Annotated in this window: 14 protein-coding genes; 8 read left to right on the forward strand and 6 right to left on the reverse strand. The window is 62.3% G+C overall.

Annotated features, from left to right (window positions below; all coding sequences use genetic code 11):
• Positions 1-77: 77 nt before the first annotated feature.
• Genes edd through AD670_RS19020 form a run of 4 tightly spaced genes read left to right on the forward strand, consistent with a single transcriptional unit; the run spans position 78 to position 5,083 of the window.
• A complete protein-coding gene (edd, locus tag AD670_RS19005) occupies positions 78-1,904 on the forward strand; it encodes a phosphogluconate dehydratase (protein ID WP_053135722.1) in 1,827 nt (608 codons plus the stop codon).
• The gene (locus AD670_RS19010) at positions 1,901-2,857 is read left to right on the forward strand and encodes a glucokinase (protein WP_053135725.1); all 957 of its coding nucleotides are present in this window, start codon (positions 1,901-1,903) and stop codon (positions 2,855-2,857) included. Before edd ends, AD670_RS19010 begins: the two co-directional genes overlap by 4 nt.
• 32 nt (positions 2,858-2,889) lie before the next feature.
• Positions 2,890-3,624, forward strand: a complete 735-nt coding sequence (locus AD670_RS19015; protein WP_024077192.1) for a response regulator — start codon at positions 2,890-2,892, stop codon at positions 3,622-3,624.
• The gene (locus AD670_RS19020) at positions 3,614-5,083 is read left to right on the forward strand and encodes an ATP-binding protein (RefSeq protein WP_053135728.1); all 1,470 of its coding nucleotides are present in this window, start codon (positions 3,614-3,616) and stop codon (positions 5,081-5,083) included. The genes AD670_RS19015 and AD670_RS19020 overlap by 11 nt, the downstream gene beginning before the upstream one ends.
• Positions 5,084-5,107: 24 nt before the next feature.
• Here the strand turns inward: AD670_RS19020 and AD670_RS19025 are convergent, their stop codons facing one another.
• Entirely contained in the window at positions 5,108-6,037 is a 930-nt protein-coding gene (locus tag AD670_RS19025; protein ID WP_053135730.1) for an AraC family transcriptional regulator, read from the reverse strand.
• A gap of 328 nt (positions 6,038-6,365) precedes the next feature.
• Between AD670_RS19025 and AD670_RS19030 the strand changes: the two genes are divergently transcribed.
• Both AD670_RS19030 and AD670_RS19035 read left to right on the forward strand, forming a co-directional pair.
• A complete protein-coding gene (locus tag AD670_RS19030; RefSeq protein WP_053135733.1) occupies positions 6,366-6,707 on the forward strand; it encodes an antibiotic biosynthesis monooxygenase family protein in 342 nt (113 codons plus the stop codon).
• 42 nt (positions 6,708-6,749) lie between these two features.
• Entirely contained in the window at positions 6,750-6,995 is a 246-nt protein-coding gene (locus AD670_RS19035) for a hypothetical protein (RefSeq protein ID WP_053135736.1), read from the forward strand.
• 125 nt (positions 6,996-7,120) lie between these two features.
• On the opposite strand, the gene AD670_RS19040 is transcribed toward AD670_RS19035, so the two are convergent.
• Entirely contained in the window at positions 7,121-7,753 is a 633-nt protein-coding gene (locus tag AD670_RS19040; protein WP_053135739.1) for a flavin reductase family protein, read from the reverse strand.
• 90 nt (positions 7,754-7,843) lie between these two features.
• On the opposite strand from AD670_RS19040, the gene AD670_RS31050 reads away from it, so the two are divergent.
• Complete coding sequence (locus AD670_RS31050) at positions 7,844-8,002, forward strand: hypothetical protein (protein ID WP_371263189.1); 159 nt, start codon at positions 7,844-7,846, stop codon at positions 8,000-8,002.
• Between the two features lie 68 nt (positions 8,003-8,070).
• Here AD670_RS31050 and AD670_RS19045 read toward each other — a convergent pair whose 3' ends face one another.
• The 4 genes from AD670_RS19045 to AD670_RS19060 all read right to left on the reverse strand — a co-directional run bounded on the left by AD670_RS19045 (position 8,071) and on the right by AD670_RS19060 (position 14,282).
• Positions 8,071-9,390, reverse strand: a complete 1,320-nt coding sequence (locus AD670_RS19045) for an MFS transporter (protein ID WP_053135742.1) — start codon at positions 9,388-9,390, stop codon at positions 8,071-8,073.
• A gap of 167 nt (positions 9,391-9,557) precedes the next feature.
• Positions 9,558-10,892 carry a sigma-54 dependent transcriptional regulator gene (locus AD670_RS19050; RefSeq protein WP_053135744.1) on the reverse strand — a complete coding sequence of 445 codons (1,335 nt, stop codon included), beginning with the start codon at positions 10,890-10,892 and terminating at the stop codon, positions 9,558-9,560.
• Positions 10,886-12,652 carry an ATP-binding protein gene (locus AD670_RS19055; protein WP_053135747.1) on the reverse strand — a complete coding sequence of 589 codons (1,767 nt, stop codon included), beginning with the start codon at positions 12,650-12,652 and terminating at the stop codon, positions 10,886-10,888. The genes AD670_RS19050 and AD670_RS19055 overlap by 7 nt, the downstream gene beginning before the upstream one ends.
• Positions 12,653-12,758: 106 nt before the next feature.
• Positions 12,759-14,282, reverse strand: coding sequence for a fumarate hydratase (locus tag AD670_RS19060; protein ID WP_010208051.1), 1,524 nt, complete (start codon positions 14,280-14,282; stop codon positions 12,759-12,761).
• A 300-nt stretch (positions 14,283-14,582) separates the two neighbouring features.
• Between AD670_RS19060 and AD670_RS19070 the strand changes: the two genes are divergently transcribed.
• Complete coding sequence (locus tag AD670_RS19070) at positions 14,583-15,515, forward strand: iron-sulfur-binding ferredoxin reductase (RefSeq protein WP_053135754.1); 933 nt, start codon at positions 14,583-14,585, stop codon at positions 15,513-15,515.
• The last annotated feature ends 189 nt before the right edge of the window (positions 15,516-15,704 follow it).

Below are 15,704 nucleotides of genomic sequence, written 5' to 3' on the forward strand. Positions count from 1 at the left end.
TGCCATCCCATGAGCTGCGGGCGTTTGATCAGCATAGACACTCAGGTCGCCACATCCGTTAGCCTGGAGTTCTACACATGCATCCCCGCGTCCTTGAGGTCACCGAACGGCTTATCGCCCGCAGCCGCGCCACTCGTGAGGCTTACCTTGCGCTCATTCGCGGCGCAGCCAGCGACGGTCCGATGCGCGGCAAGCTGCAATGCGCCAACTTCGCCCACGGCGTGGCCGGTTGCGGCACCGAAGATAAAAACAGCCTGCGCATGATGAACGCCGCCAACGTGGCAATTGTTTCGTCATATAACGACATGCTCTCGGCGCATCAGCCGTACGAACATTTCCCTGAACAGATCAAAAAAGCCCTGCGCGAAGTCGGCTCGGTCGGCCAGTTCGCCGGCGGCACCCCGGCCATGTGCGACGGCGTGACCCAAGGCGAGCCCGGCATGGAGCTGAGCCTGCTCAGCCGTGAAGTCATCGCCATGTCCACGGCGGTAGCGCTGTCCCACAACATGTTCGACGCGGCGCTGATGCTCGGCATCTGCGACAAGATCGTGCCAGGCCTGATGATGGGCGCACTGCGCTACGGTCACCTGCCCATGATCTTCGTACCGGGCGGGCCGATGCCGTCGGGCATCTCCAACAAGCAGAAAGCCGACGTGCGCCAGCGCTACGCCGAAGGCAAGGCCAGCCGCGAAGAGCTGCTGGAGTCGGAGATGAAGTCCTACCACAGCCCCGGCACCTGCACCTTCTACGGCACTGCCAACACCAACCAATTGCTGATGGAAGTGATGGGTCTGCACTTGCCGGGCGCCTCGTTCGTCAACCCGTACACGCCGTTGCGTGACGCCCTGACCCGCGAAGCCGCGCACCAGGTCACGCGCCTGACCAAGGCCAACGGCAACTTCACGCCGATCGGCGAGATCGTCGATGAGAAATCCATCGTCAACGCCATCGTTGCGCTCAACGCTACCGGCGGTTCCACCAACCACACCCTGCACATGCCGGCCATCGCCATGTCGGCGGGCATCATCCTCACGTGGGACGACATGGCTGACCTCTCTGAGGTAGTGCCGACCCTGTCCCATGTGTATCCAAACGGCAAAGCCGACATCAACCACTTCCAGGCGGCGGGCGGCATGTCGTTCCTGATCCGCGAACTGCTCGAAGCCGGCCTGCTGCACGACGACGTCAACACCGTGGCCGGCAAGGGCCTGAGCCGTTATGTCCAGGAGCCATTCCTGGTCGATGGCGAGCTGGTCTGGCGCGACGGCCCGATCGAAAGCCTCGACGAAACCATCCTGCGCCCTGTGGCGCGCGCGTTCTCGCCGGAAGGTGGCTTGCGTGTAATGGAAGGCAACCTCGGCCGCGGTGTGATGAAAGTCTCTGCTGTAGCCCCTGAGCACCAGATCGTCGAAGCACCGGCGGTGGTGTTCCAGGACCAGCAGGACCTGGCCGATGCGTTCAAGGCCGGCCAGCTGGAAAAAGACTTTGTCGCGGTGATGCGCTTCCAGGGCCCGCGTTCCAATGGCATGCCGGAACTGCACAAGATGACGCCGTTCCTCGGCGTGCTGCAGGACCGTGGCTTCAAAGTCGCGCTGGTGACAGACGGGCGTATGTCCGGCGCGTCGGGTAAGATCCCCGCCGCGATTCACGTCAACCCCGAAGCCCAGAGCGGCGGGCCGCTGGCGCGGGTGCGCGATGGCGATATCATTCGCGTGGATGGCGTGAAGGGCACCCTGGAGCTTAAGGTGGACGCCGAAGAATTTGCAGCGCGCACGCCTGCCACGGGCCTATTGGGCAATAACGTGGGGGCCGGTCGCGAGCTGTTTGCATTTATGCGCTTGGCCGCAAGCTCCGCAGAGCAGGGCGCCAGCGCCTTTACCTGTGCCTTGGAGACGCTTAAGTGAAGCTAGCGCTGGTCGGTGACATCGGGGGTACCAACGCCCGTTTTGCGTTGTGGCGAGATCAGGCGCTGCACTCGATCCGAGTGCATGCCACGGCTGATCACCAAAGCCCTGAGGACGCGATCAAGGTCTATCTCAAGGAAGAAGGCCTGGAAATCGGGGACATCGGTGCGGTGTGCCTGTCCGTCGCCGGGCCGGTGAGCGGGGATGAATTTAAATTCACCAACAATCACTGGCGCCTGAGCAAAACTGCGTTTTGCCAGGCGTTGCAGGTGGATGAACTGCTGCTGGTGAATGACTTCTCGGCCATGGCACTGGGCATGACTCGCCTTAAACCCGACGAATTTCGCGTGGTCTGCGAAGGCACGCCTGAACCGTTGCGCCCGGCGGTGGTAATCGGTCCGGGCACCGGCCTGGGCGTCGGTACCCTGCTGGACCTCGGCGCAGACCGCTTTGCGGCGTTGCCGGGGGAGGGTGGCCATGTCGACCTGCCCCTGAGCAGCCCACGGGAAACCCAGCTGTGGCAGCATATCTACAGCGAGATCGGCCACGTCAGCGCCGAAACCGCCTTGAGCGGTGGCGGTTTGCCGCGTCTGTACCGGGCGATTTGTGCGGTCGATGGCCACACACCAGTGCTCGACACGCCGGAAGCCATCACGGCGGCGGGCCTGGCGGGCGACCCGGTGGCCATGGAAGTGTTGGATCAATTCAGCATCTGGCTGGGCCGGGTGGCCGGCAACAATGTGCTGACCACCGGTGGACGCGGTGGTGTGTATATCGTCGGTGGGGTGATTCCGCGGTTTGCCGACTTCTTTATCAACAGCGGCTTTGCCAAGAGTTTCAGTGACAAAGGCTGCATGAGCGACTACTTCAAAGGCATTCCGGTGTGGTTGGTGACCGCGCCGTATTCCGGGTTGACCGGGGCTGGCGTCGCATTGGAACAGGCGTTTGCCTGATCCGCACCGCCTATAACAACAAGGAGGACCCCGTGAGCGTAATCAGTAAATCGATTCTCCTCGTCGACGATGACCAGGAAATCCGCGAATTGCTGCAAACCTACCTCAGTCGCGCCGGTTTCCAGGTGCGTGGCGTGCCGGATGGCGCGGGGTTCCGCCAGGCGATGAACGAGGCGCCGTGTGACCTGGTCATCCTCGATGTGATGCTGCCGGACGAAGACGGTTTCAGCCTTTGCCGCTGGATTCGCCAGCACCCGCGCCAGGCGCAGGTGCCGATCATCATGCTCACCGCCAGTTCCGACGAAGCCGACCGCGTGATCGGCCTGGAACTGGGGGCCGACGACTATATCGGCAAGCCGTTCAGCCCCCGCGAGTTGCAGGCACGGATCAAGGCCTTGTTGCGTCGCTGCCAGTTCGGCCAGGAGCGCAGCGGAAATGGCGATGTGCTGGTGTTCGATGAATGGCGCCTGGACATGATCAGCCACCGGCTGTTCCACGTGGATGGCGAAGAGGTGATCCTCTCCGGTGCCGACTTTGCCCTGCTCAAGCTGTTTCTCGATCACCCGCAACAGATTCTCGACCGCGACACCATCGGCAACGCCACCCGTGGCCGTGACCTGATGCCGCTCGACCGCATCGTCGACATGGCGGTCAGCCGCTTGCGTCAACGCCTGCGCGACACCGAAAAACCCCCGAGGCTGATCCGCACCGTGCGTGGCAGCGGTTATCAACTGGCAGCCAGCGTGGTTGCCGGCAATGCCCACTGAACTGCTGACCGAGCGCCGCCGCCGCTTCCCGGTACCGCGCTCGTTACTGGGGCGCATGCTGCTGCTGACCTTGCTCGCGGTGTTGTTCGCGCAGGCGCTGTCCAGCGTGATCTGGGTTTCGCAGTTGCGCGCCACCCAGCTGGAAGGCCTGGTCACCAGCGCTCGTAGCCTGGCGCACTCGATGACCGCCAGCGTGAGTTATTTCCGTTCCTTGCCGGTGGCCTATCGCCCGTTGGTCCTTGACCAACTGCGCAGCATGGGCGGCACCCGTTTTGTCGTGACCCTCAATGATCGGCCACTCGACATGCAAGTGCTGCCGCAAACCCCGCGTAAACAGGCGGTGCTGGTGGCCGTGGATGAAGTGCTGCGCCAGACCTTGGGCGCCAACGTGCCAATCTCGGTGGAGTTCGTCAGCGCTGAAGACCTGCGCATCTTCAACGCCGGCTTGAAACTCGATGAGCTGCCGCGCTCCTGGGCGCATTACGCGCTGACCCTGGAGCCCGTCAACCCGCCGGTATTGGTCACCCAGATCGAACTGGCCCCCGGCGAATGGCTGTACATCGCTTCGCTGTTGCCCGAGCCCTACACCAGCCTTGAAGAACAGGGCCTGCCGTCCCAGCAGGTGTGGTTTATCGTGCTGACCAGCGGCTTTTTGCTGCTGTTCATCGGCCTGCTGGTGCACTGGCAGAGCCGGCCGCTCAAGCGCCTGGCGCGGGCGGCGCGAGACATGTCCCTGGGCGCCGATGTGGAGCCGGTGGCCGAAGGCGGCGGTAGTGAAGTGGTGGAAGTGGGCCGCGCGTTCAATGCCATGCGCGAACGCATCAGCCGTTACCTCACGGAGCGCAGCCAATTGTTCAGCGCGATCTCCCACGATCTGCGCACACCGATTACGCGTCTGCGCCTACGTGTGGAACTGCTTGAAGACGAGAACCTGCAAATCAAGTTCGGCCGTGATCTGGATGAATTGGAGTTGCTGGTCAAAGGCGCGCTGCAATGCGTGAAAGACACCGATATTCACGAGAATATCCAGCCGGTCGACCTTAACCATGTGCTCGAATGCCTGGTGGAGCCCTACGTGGCGCCCAACGGCAACGGTCGGGTCACCCTGGACGGCGCAGCAGTGGCGGCGTACCCGGGCAAGCCGCTGGCGCTCAAGCGCTGCATCGGCAACCTGATCGACAATGCCTTGAAGTACGGGCAGAACGCCCATTTGCATATCGAGGACGATGGCGCGGAGTTCATCCTGCACGTCGACGACGAAGGCCCCGGCGTGCCGGAACAGCGCCTGGAACAAGTCTTCGAACCGCACTTTCGCCTGGCCGGCCAGCAGCAGGGTTACGGTTTGGGCTTGGGTATTGCTCGTAACATCGCCCACAGCCATGGCGGTGAAGTGAGTTTGCAGAATTTGCGCGAAGGTGGCTTGCGGGTGACGTTGCAACTGCCCCGGACCCTGGACTGAAAAACACGGTTGGGCAAATGTGGGTCAGACGCTTTGGCGCAGCCTGGCCAAATCCCTCAGCGGCGGTGCCCCGAACAACCGGCTGTACTCCCGGCTGAACTGCGACGGGCTTTCATACCCCACCCGATACCCCGCCGCCGACGCTTCCAGCCCTTCGGCAATCATCAGCCGACGTGCCTCCTGCAAGCGCAGCTGCTTTTGGTACTGCAGCGGGCTCATCGCCGTAATCGCCTTGAAGCGGTGGTGCAGGGTCGAGACGCTGAGGTTCACTTCCTTGGCCAGGTCATCGATGCGCAGCGGTTGTTCGTAGTTGCCATTGAGCCACTTGATCGCCTGGCTGACGCGATGGCTCTGGCTGTTGGCCACGGCAATTTCATACAGGCGATAACCCTGTGGCCCGCGCAGCAAGCGGTAGAGAATTTCACGATTGATCAGCGGTGCCAGCATGGCGATGTCTTTGGGCGTATCCAGCAGGCGCGCCAGGCGTAGCACGGCGTCGAGCAGTTGGGGGTCGATACGGTCCACATACATGCCGCGCGATGTCGGGCGCGTGGGCACACCCATGGGGCCGGCCTCGGCGATCAAGGCGGTGAGTTGCGCCGGGTCGATATTGATGCGCACTGACAGGTTCGGATCTTCCGGCGTGGCATCGATGATCCGCCCGGCCACCGGCATCGCCACCGAGAACACCAGGTAATTGAGCGGGTCGTAGGCAAAGATTTCGTCGGCCAGACGCACTTCCTTGCTGCCGTTGGCGAGGATGCACAACGCGGGCTCCACCAGCACCGGCATGAAGTCACGCGGCGTGTTGTGGCGGTTCAGGAACAGTGAGGTAATCGCCGTGCCATAGGAGCCGTCTTCCCAGGTATGGCGATGCACGATGCCCGCCAGCTCGGCGCGCTGTTTTTCCGTCTCGGCATCGAGGGGCATGGGCGGGTGTTCGGGCGACGACATGGGACGTCCTCTGCAGGCTTTTTTGATGGGCTCAGCTTAGCGGCGGCTTTTCAAACAGTGTTAGGTCGATTCTGCACAATCCTTGCCTGATCCTGCGACACATCGTGAATCAGGCAAGCCCCTGGACTGTCATCTCCCTGAAACAAGGCATTGGCCTGTGCAATAAAAGCGGCGGGCCGCGTGTCCTGTCTACGCTTCTCGCAGGATTGTGCAATAAGCCAGCAGGAATTGACTAACCGCGCCCGCACTCGCGCCGTTATCTTTGATCCTGTGGCAACACGCCCTCACAGTGCTTGCCGAGCATCACTTCTCAACGGGAGAGTCGAACATGTCCACCCCCATTCCCGCGAGCCATATGGCCTTTATCCGCGCCCGCACCGGGTGCAGCACCGAACTGGGTGCACGCTTGAGCAGTTTGATCGAACCGGGCCGTCAGGCTCAGGGTTGCCTGCAATTCTCGTTGCAGCATTCCCAGGTCGATCCCGATGTCTGGTTGATCTCGGGTTTCTGGAGCAGCGAGCAGGCGATGAGCGCCTACTTCAACTCGCCGGCCCTGATGATCTTTACCGAGCTGTTGAACGACATGGTTGTGCGCAGCATGGACTTCCAGACCTTCACCGATGCAACCGCCGCCAATGCCTACGGCGAGTACCTGCAACTCGCCGGTTGAGGGTTAGAATGGCCAACTTTTCCATTGGCCAGGACCTGCAACATGGCACGTAAACAATTTGCCCATCACGAAGCCGTTTCCGCCGTAGTACCAGGAGAGGGTGGCTACAGCGCCGCCGTCGCCGTCAAGGCGCTGGATGGCATGGGCGCACCGCAGTTTCACAAGATCCTGGATGGACAGACCTTCAAGACCGCCTCCGACGCCGATGATGCCGCCACTGTGCAGCTTGAGCGGCTGATCGATGTGGATGAAGAGGGTCAACTGACCTGGGCGAGCGCCGCGAGCTGAACAACGCCGACCATCGAATGTGGGAGGGGGCTTGCTCCCGATAGCAGTGTGTCAGTCAACAACGATGTTGGATGTGCCATTGCCATCGGGGGCAAGCCCCCTCCCACTTTTTTGGTGTATTTCAGTCAGGGTTTGCTGGCGCCTGGGCGGTACATCTTGAACAACGCCTCCGGCCCCAGTTGGAAGTAGTCTGCCGGGCCGCCACCGCGCAAAATCGGCTCGGCGGCAGCGGTGTCGTATACCCCATCCTTGAGCAACCACTTGGCAATGTGCACCGCGACCACTTCGCCCAGCACCAGCCAGCTCGGCACCAGCGCTTTGTCGGCGCGCTGCAGCTGGATGATCTGCGTCACCTTGCACTCGAACGAGACCGGGCTCTCGCCTACCCGCGGTACGCCGACGATTTTCGACGCCACCGGCGTCAGGCCGGACAACTCGAACTCATTCACATCCGGTGAAACGGCCGCGCAACTCTGGTTCATCTGCTCGGCCAGCGGGCGGGTGGCCAGGTTCCACACAAACTCGCCGGTCTGTTCGATATTGTTCAGGCTGTCTTTGCGCCCGACGCTGGAAAACCCAATGATCGGCGGAATGTAGTTGAACGCATTGAAGAAACTGTAGGGCGCCAGGTTCAGGCGACCCTCGCGGTCGTGGGACGAAATCCAGCCGATCGGCCGTGGTCCGACGATGGCATTGAAGGGGTCATGGGGCAGGCCGTGGCCGTTGGCGGGTTCGTAGAAATGGATATCGTCAGGCATGGCCGGGGTTCCTGCTGCGGGGTTCGGGGAGGCAGCCATAGTGCAATCCATGGCGACGAATTTCCATCGACCGTATGGAATTTTGCGCGCTTGGGCGACGTCCTGACCAAACCCCATGAAAAGGGCGGGTTGGATTTCGGCACCATTGGTTCATCGGCGGTATTGGCGGCGGTACTGGTGCTGATGATTGCGGGGGCGTCGTATGCGCAGCGGCGGTATGGGCGGAGCGAGCTGGCGGAACTGTCCTGATTAACCTCGCGATAAAACCAATGTGGGAGGGGACAAGTGCGAATCGTCGCACCGCCCCTCCCACATTTTTAGTCCGTGGTAATCCGCGAATGCTTGCGTGTGTCCTTCATGGTCACATAGACCACCAGCGACACCGCGATACACGCGGTCACGTACCAGTAGTAACCGGTTTCCATGCCGATGCTCTTGAACCACAGCGCGATGTATTCAGCGGTACCGCCGAAGATCGATACGGTCAGTGCATACGGCAGGCCAACGCCCAGGGCGCGGATTTCGGTCGGGAACAGTTCGGCTTTGACCACCGCGTTGATCGAGGTGTAGCCGCTGACGATGATCAGCGCCGCCATGATCAGGAAGAACGCGCCCCACCAGGTCTGGATCGTGTGCAGGGTGGTGAGGATCGGCACGGTGAACAGGGTGCCGAGGATGCCGAAGGCGATCAGGATCGGCCGACGACCGACTTTGTCCGACAAGCCGCCGACGATCGGTTGCAGGCACATGAACAGGAACAGCGTCGCCGCCGAGATGGTGGTGGAGTCGGAAATGCTCATGCCGACGGTGTTCACCAGGTATTTCTGCATGTAGGTGGTGTAGGTGTAGAAGGCCAGGGTGCCGCCCATGGTCAGGCCGACCACGGTCATCAGTTCCTTGGGGTGACGCATCAAGGTGCGCATGGCGCTTTCCTTGGCTTTTTCCTTCTTGGTGAACGACTCGGTTTCTTCCATGCCGCGACGCAGGTACAGCGCGACCACTGCGCACAGGGCGCCGATGGCGAACGGGATACGCCAGCCCCAGTCGTACAGTTGCTCGGTGGTCAGGATCTGCTGCAGCACGATCAGCACCGCCAGGGCGATGAGTTGGCCGGAGATCAGGGTCACGTATTGGAAGCTGGAGAAGAAACCGCGACGCTCCTTGGTCGCCATTTCACTCAGGTAGGTGGCCGAGGTGCCGTATTCGCCACCCACCGACAAGCCTTGCAGCAGGCGGGCGAACACCAGCAGGATCGGTGCGCCGACGCCGATGGTTTCGTAACCGGGGCTCAGGGCGATGATCAATGAGCCGAAGCACATCAACAGGACCGAAGCCATCAGTGCCGCTTTACGTCCCGCACGGTCGGCGTACAGGCCCATCAGCCAGCCTCCGATCGGGCGCATCAGGAAGCCCACGGCGAAGATCGCGGCGGTGTTGAGCAGTTGGGCGGTGGTGTCGCCTTTCGGGAAGAAGGCTTTGGCGAAGTACAGCGAGAAAGCGGCGTAGACGTACCAGTCGTACCACTCGACCATGTTGCCGACCGATCCGCTGAAGATCGATTTGATCCGGCTGGAGGTGGTGCGTTCTTTAGCCGGCGCGGCTGCCGACCCCAGAGGCAAGGTGTTGGAGTTATCCATCGAAGGATCCTTCATCTAGTTGTTTTTATGGAGCGGCGCGTGCGCAGCCTGGCTGGGGCTATAGCAGGAGCTGTGCCAGGTGGATGAAGGTCCGGTCTAGAAGGGTTTGCGGATTTTTTTGAGCGGAAAGCCGCTGATGGTTTTGAGGGGAGTGAGCGGAAATCCGCTCATTCGTCTTTCAGGAACATGTCCCTGGCCAACCCATGGCGCTGCATTTTTTCGTTAAAGGTGCGCCGTGGCAGCTGCAACTCCGCCAGCACTGCCTTGATGTCGCCTTTATGCCGGGTCAATGCTGCCTTCAGGCAATGGGCCTCGAACGCCTCCTGCTGCGCGGCCAACGATTGCCCGGCTTCGATCCCTTCCGGTTCCGGTTCGCCAAGGCCCAGCACCTGGCGTTCGGCGACGTTGGCCAACTCGCGCACATTGCCCGGCCAGTCATGGCTGAGCAGGCGGCCTAAATGCGCGCCGCTCAGCGGCTCCACGCTGCGGCCCAGGCGCTCGGCGGCGTTTTGGGCAAAGTGGTCGAACAGCAATGGAATATCTTCACGACGCTCGCGTAGTGGCGGCAGGCGCAGTTGTGCAACGTTCAGCCGATAGGCCAGGTCTTCGCGAAAGCGCCCGGCGCGGGCCTCTTCGAGCAGGTCCGGCTTGGTGGCGGCGATGATGCGTAAATCCACATGAATGCTTTGATTGGAGCCCAATCGCTCCAACTTTTGCTCTTGCAGCACGCGCAGCAGCTTCACTTGCTGGGCCAGGGGCATGCTTTCGATTTCATCGAGGAACAGCGTGCCGCCATGGGCGTACTCCAGTTTGCCGATGCGCTTGCCCTGGGCGCCGGTGAAGGCGCCGCTTTCGTGGCCGAACAGTTCGGCCTCGAACAGTTGCTCGGGGATTGCCGCGCAATTGAGTGCCACAAACGGTTTTTTCGCGCGTGGGCCGAAGTCATGCAGGCAGCGGGCGACCAGCTCCTTGCCGCTGCCGGTCTCGCCCCGGATCAGGACGTTGACCGGCAAGGTCGCCAGGTCGAGTACCTGTCGGCGCAGGTTCTGCAAGCCGCGAGAAACACCGAGCAGGCTCGACTCCAACTGCGCCCGATGATCGGCTTGTTGGTGCAGGCGGCGGTTTTCCAGGATCAGCCTGCGCTTGTCCAGCGCGCGGCGCAGGCTGTTGAGCAACGCTTCGGGGCTGAAGGGTTTTTCGAGGAAGTCGTAGGCGCCGTCGCGCATGGCTTCGACGGCCATCGGCACATCGCCATGCCCGGTCAGCAGGATCACGGGCAGGTCGACGTCACGGCGCTGCACTTCGGCCAGCAGCTCCAGGCCGCTGAGACCGGGCATGCGCACGTCGCTCAGGATCACCCCGGGAAAGTCCCTGGGCAGTTGCGCCAGGCAGGCTTCCGCGCGGCTGAACAACTGCACCTCGAACCCCGACAAGCTCAGCCATTGTTCGACGGCCGTGCGAATGCTGGCTTCGTCATCGACCACAATCACCGCGTTCAACATAAGTCGGGTGTCTCCAGCGCGATAGGCAAGGTCAGGGTAAATACCGCGCCGTCGCCATGGTTACTCGCGATCAGGCGCCCGCCCAGTTCGTGCACGATAGCGTAGGAAACCGCCAGGCCCAAACCGAGCCCGTCACCCACCGGCTTGGTGGTGAAGAAGGGGTCGAACACGCTGTTGAGGTGCTCTTCGGCAATCCCGCCGCCGCTGTCGCTGACCGTGAGTTGCCACAGTTGCTGATCGGCGTGCAGGCGGATTTCCAAGCGCTTGCGTGGTTTGTCGGCCATGGCGTCGAGGGCGTTGCGCAGCAGGTTGATCAGCACCTGTTCAAGGCGGATCGCATCGCCGCGTACCCAGGCGGGACGGGCGAGGTCCAGCATGGTACCGATGGCTTCGTCACGCAGGCGTGCGTCGAGCAGTTGCAGGGACTGGTCGACCACGTTGGCCAGGTCCAGGCGTTCGCGCAAGCCGCTGGGGCTTTTGCGCGCGAAGGTTTTGAGGTGGCCGGTGAGGGCGGCCATGCGGGTGAGCATGTCGTCCAGCGGGGTGAGGGCCTTGTAGGCGTCGTCCACCCGACCGTGGTCCAGCAGCAATCGCAAAGTGGCCAACTGCATGCGCTGGGCAGTCAGCGGCTGATTGATCTCGTGGGCGAGGGCGGCGGACATTTGCCCCAACGCCGCTAATTTGGCCGATTGCACCAGGCCATCCTGGGCGGTGCGCAGGGCCTGGGTGCGCTCTTCGACAAGCTGTTCGAGTTCTTCGCGGCTGCGCTGGCGCAAACGGGCCAGGCGCCAGCGTTGGCTGAGGAACAGCGCCAGGAACACCAGCGCCAGCCAGGACCCGGCGGCGGCAAGGCCGGCGTTGCGCTGGTCTTCAAAGGCGAACTGGGGTTTGCGCAGCAGATGCAGGGTCCAACCCTCGGCCTTCAGCGGCAGGGATTCCCAGATGTAATTGGCGCTGCCATCGGGGCCGTTGACGCGCATCAGGTGGCTGTTTTCATCAAAGCGTTGCAAGACCTGGGTATCCAAGGGTTGCAGTTGTTTCTTGTCATATTGGCGGGTGGCCTTGAGTTCGGCGAGGTCGCTGGGCGACAGCGCGCGCAGGTTGCGATAACGCCAGTCCGGTTGGTTGGCGATAAACACGATGCCGCGCGCATCGCTGACCAGCAGCAGGTCATTGCCTTGGGCCCACTCACGCTCAAGCTCGGGAAATTCCAGCTTTACCACCATGGCGCCGAGGAACTGCTCGTGTTCATCGAGCACCGCGCTGGAGAGGAAATACCCTGGAATCCCCGTGGTCACGCCTACCGCGTAAAAGCGCCCGGTGCCTTGGCTCTTGGTCTGGCTGAAATACGGCCGAAATGCGTAGTTATGCCCGACGTAACTGCTCGGCAAGTTCCAGTTACTGGCGGCCACGGCCAGGCCTGTGCGGTCCATCAGTTCCAGGGTCGAGGACTGGGCTGCACCGTTGATGCGTTCGAGCTTGCGGTTGAGCAGGTCCTGGGTGCTGGCGTCCAACGGGCCTTTGAGCGCGTTGATCATTTCCGAGTCCAGCGCCAGCACAGCGGGCAGGGCGCGGTAGCGTTCGATCAGGGTGTGCAACGAGTTGGCATACAGCGCGAGCTGCTGGTTGGCGCGGGCCGCATCGTCCACCAACGCCTGGCGTTCGGCATGGCGCGTGGCCAAGGCAGCGGCCAGCAACGCACCGGCGATGATCAGTAGGGAATAGAAGGTCAGGCGCAGGGGACGCGGTATCACGATCATACGGTGATGGGCAGGCACAGTAAGGGGAGTGCACCATAGCATGCGCCATAAAAAAGGCGACTGGGCCATGGGGCCGCAGTCGCCTTTATCCTTGCGGGAAAAGTGCTTACTGCACTTCTACCGCCAGGCTTTCACTGATCTTTTTCTGCCAGATGGCAGGACCGGTGATGTGGACGGATTCGCCCTTGCTGTCCACCGCAACGGTGACTGGCATGTCTTTCACGTCGAACTCGTAGATCGCTTCCATGCCCAGTTCGGCGAAGGCAACCACACGCGACTTCTTGATGGCCTGCGCCACCAGGTAAGCGGCGCCGCCCACGGCCATCAGGTACACGGCCTTGTGGTCCTTGATCGCTTCGATCGCGGTAGGGCCTCGCTCGGATTTGCCGATCATGCCCAGCAGGCCGGTTTGCTCGAGGATCTGACGGGTGAACTTGTCCATCCGCGTCGCGGTGGTCGGGCCCGCCGGGCCAACCACTTCTTCGCGCACCGGATCAACCGGGCCGACGTAGTAGATAAAGCGACCCTTGAGGTCCACCGGCAGGGTTTCGCCCTTGTTCAGCATCTCGACCATGCGCTTGTGCGCGGCGTCGCGACCGGTGAGCATCTTGCCGTTGAGCAACACGGTTTCGCCCGGCTTCCAGCTCTGTACTTCTTCCGGGGTCAGGGTGTCGAGGTTGACGCGACGGGCCGATGGGCCGGCTTCCCAGACGATTTCCGGGTAGGCGTCCAGCGGTGGCGCTTCCAGCGACGCCGGGCCCGAACCGTCGAGCACGAAGTGCGCGTGACGGGTGGCGGCGCAGTTGGGGATCATGCACACCGGCAGCGAAGCGGCGTGGGTCGGGTAGTCCATGATCTTTACGTCGAGCACGGTGGTCAGGCCACCCAGGCCCTGGGCGCCGATGCCCAGTTGGTTGACCTTCTCGAACAGCTCCAGGCGCATCTCTTCGATGCGGTTCTGCGGGCCGCGCTTTTTCAGCTCGTGGATGTCGATGGATTCCATCAACACTTCCTTGGCCATCACCGCGGCTTTCTCGGCGGTGCCGCCAATGCCGATGCCGAGCATGCCCGGTGGGCACCAGCCGGCGCCCATGGTCGGAACGGTCTTGAGCACCCAGTCGACGATCGAGTCGGACGGGTTGAGCATGGCCATTTTCGACTTGTTTTCGGAACCGCCGCCCTTGGCCGCCACGTCCACTTCCACGGTGTTACCCGGGACGATGGAGTAGTGGATCACGGCCGGGGTGTTGTCCTTGGTGTTCTTACGTGCGCCGGCCGGGTCGGCCAGGATCGATGCGCGCAGGACGTTTTCCGGCAGGTTGTAGGCGCGACGCACGCCTTCGTTGATCATGTCGTCCAGGCCCATGGTGGCGCCATCCCAACGTACGTCCATGCCCACGCGCACGAACACGGTGACGATACCGGTGTCCTGGCAGATAGGGCGATGGCCGGTGGCGCACATGCGCGAGTTGATCAGGATCTGCGCGATGGAGTCACGGGCTGCCGGCGATTCTTCACGCAGGTAGGCCTCGTGCATCGCCTGGATGAAATCAACGGGGTGGTAGTAGGAAATGAATTGCAGGGCGTCGGCAACGCTCTGAATCAGGTCGTCTTGCTTGATCACGGTCATGAGTCGCGCTCCTCTATAAGGGAACATTCAATAAAGGTGGGCTCAGTGGGGTGCATCGGTCGGCTGAGTCCACCTTTCCAAGGCACGCCAAGTGGTGCAGGCGCGACGCTAAAAAGGCGCGGCAGTATAACCCGGCGCGGTGGCCGATACACCCGACTATGGTCATGAACCTCCGGCTCGGTTTATCTGTGGGAGCGGGCGTGCTCGCGAAAAACTTGAATTTGATGGGTTTCGTCAGACGGCCCGCGTTATCGTTAGCGATCTTCGCGAGCAAGCTCGCGCCTACAGTTGAAGAGTTATATGCCTGATCTACATGTCGGCGAACGCCATTGGTCGGTAGCCACCGGCAGCAACCTGCTGGATGCCTTGAACCAGGCGGGTGTAGCTGTGCCTTACAGTTGCCGGGCCGGCAGTTGCCATGCGTGCCTGGTGCGTTGCCAGGGCGAGGTCGAGGACCTGCAGCCCGAAGCGCTGAGCCCGGCACAACGCCAGGAGGGCTGGCGCCTGGCGTGCCAGTGCCGGGTGATCGGCGATCTGCAGGTCGAAGCGTTCGACCCGCTGCGTGACGGTTTGCCGGCCCAGGTGGTGGGTGCTGATTGGTTGAGCGCCACTGTGCTGCGCCTGCGTCTGCAACCGGAGCGCGGGTTGCGGTATCGCGCCGGGCAGCACCTGGTGTTATGGGCAGGGCAGGTGGCACGGCCTTATTCGCTGGCGAGCTTGCCGCAGGAAGATGCATGTCTGGAGTTTCATATCGATTGCCGTCAACCGGGTGAATTCAGCGATGTTGCGCGAGGGTTGTTGGTGGGGGATCGTCTGCGCCTGGGAGAATTGCGTGGCGGCGCGCTGCAATACGATCCCGACTGGCAATCCCGACCGCTATGGCTGCTGGCTTCGGGTACCGGCCTGGGGCCTTTGTGGGGCGTGCTGCGCGAGGCGTTGCGCCAGGATCACCAGGGCGCCATCCGCGTGATTCACCTGGCCCATGAGGCCGACGGTCACTACCTGGCCGGGCCCCTGGCCGAGTTGGCGGCGCAGCATCCAAACCTGACGGTGGAGTTGTGGAGCGCGGCTGAGTCGACCCAGGCATTGGCGCAACTGCGGCTTGTTTCCCGGCAAACACTGGCTTTGCTTTGCGGTCACCCTGCCAGCGTCGAGGCTTTTTCCAAGCGCCTGTTCCTGGCGGGACTGCCGCGCAATCAACTGTTGGCCGATGTGTTTCTGTCCCGTGGTTGAGCGCTGAATTCCACGGTCGTGAGATTCGCGATAACCCGAGTTGCTGTGACTGGACGAGGGGTTTAGCGGCGAGCAGGCGGCGCAGGGGCCGTGCTGGTGGTGGGGCGGGGTTGTCGGGGGGGGATTGCCAGGCGCTAACCCAGTGCGGGAGGAGGCAAGCCCCCTCCCACAGTGGTGTTTCAGCGTTTA

Source organism: Pseudomonas sp. MIACH, from assembly GCF_001269925.1.
In the GTDB taxonomy this organism is placed as follows: Bacteria; Pseudomonadota; Gammaproteobacteria; order Pseudomonadales; family Pseudomonadaceae; genus Aquipseudomonas.

Excerpts from the sequence above, each read along its gene's own strand:
- AD670_RS19040 (WP_053135739.1), bottom strand. The coding sequence starts at position 7,753 with ATGCCTGACGATATCCATTTCTACGAACCCGCCAACGGCCACGGCCTG.
- AD670_RS19055 (WP_053135747.1), bottom strand. The coding sequence starts at position 12,652 with ATGATCGTGATACCGCGTCCCCTGCGCCTGACCTTCTATTCCCTACTG.
- AD670_RS19050 (WP_053135744.1), bottom strand. The coding sequence starts at position 10,892 with ATGTTGAACGCGGTGATTGTGGTCGATGACGAAGCCAGCATTCGCACG.
- AD670_RS19030 (WP_053135733.1), top strand. The coding sequence starts at position 6,366 with ATGTCCACCCCCATTCCCGCGAGCCATATGGCCTTTATCCGCGCCCGC.
- AD670_RS19025 (WP_053135730.1), bottom strand. The coding sequence starts at position 6,037 with ATGTCGTCGCCCGAACACCCGCCCATGCCCCTCGATGCCGAGACGGAA.
- AD670_RS19060 (WP_010208051.1), bottom strand. The coding sequence starts at position 14,282 with ATGACCGTGATCAAGCAAGACGACCTGATTCAGAGCGTTGCCGACGCC.
- AD670_RS19020 (WP_053135728.1), top strand. The coding sequence starts at position 3,614 with ATGCCCACTGAACTGCTGACCGAGCGCCGCCGCCGCTTCCCGGTACCG.
- edd (WP_053135722.1), top strand. The coding sequence starts at position 78 with ATGCATCCCCGCGTCCTTGAGGTCACCGAACGGCTTATCGCCCGCAGC.
- AD670_RS19070 (WP_053135754.1), top strand. The coding sequence starts at position 14,583 with ATGCCTGATCTACATGTCGGCGAACGCCATTGGTCGGTAGCCACCGGC.
- AD670_RS19045 (WP_053135742.1), bottom strand. The coding sequence starts at position 9,390 with ATGGATAACTCCAACACCTTGCCTCTGGGGTCGGCAGCCGCGCCGGCT.
- AD670_RS19035 (WP_053135736.1), top strand. The coding sequence starts at position 6,750 with ATGGCACGTAAACAATTTGCCCATCACGAAGCCGTTTCCGCCGTAGTA.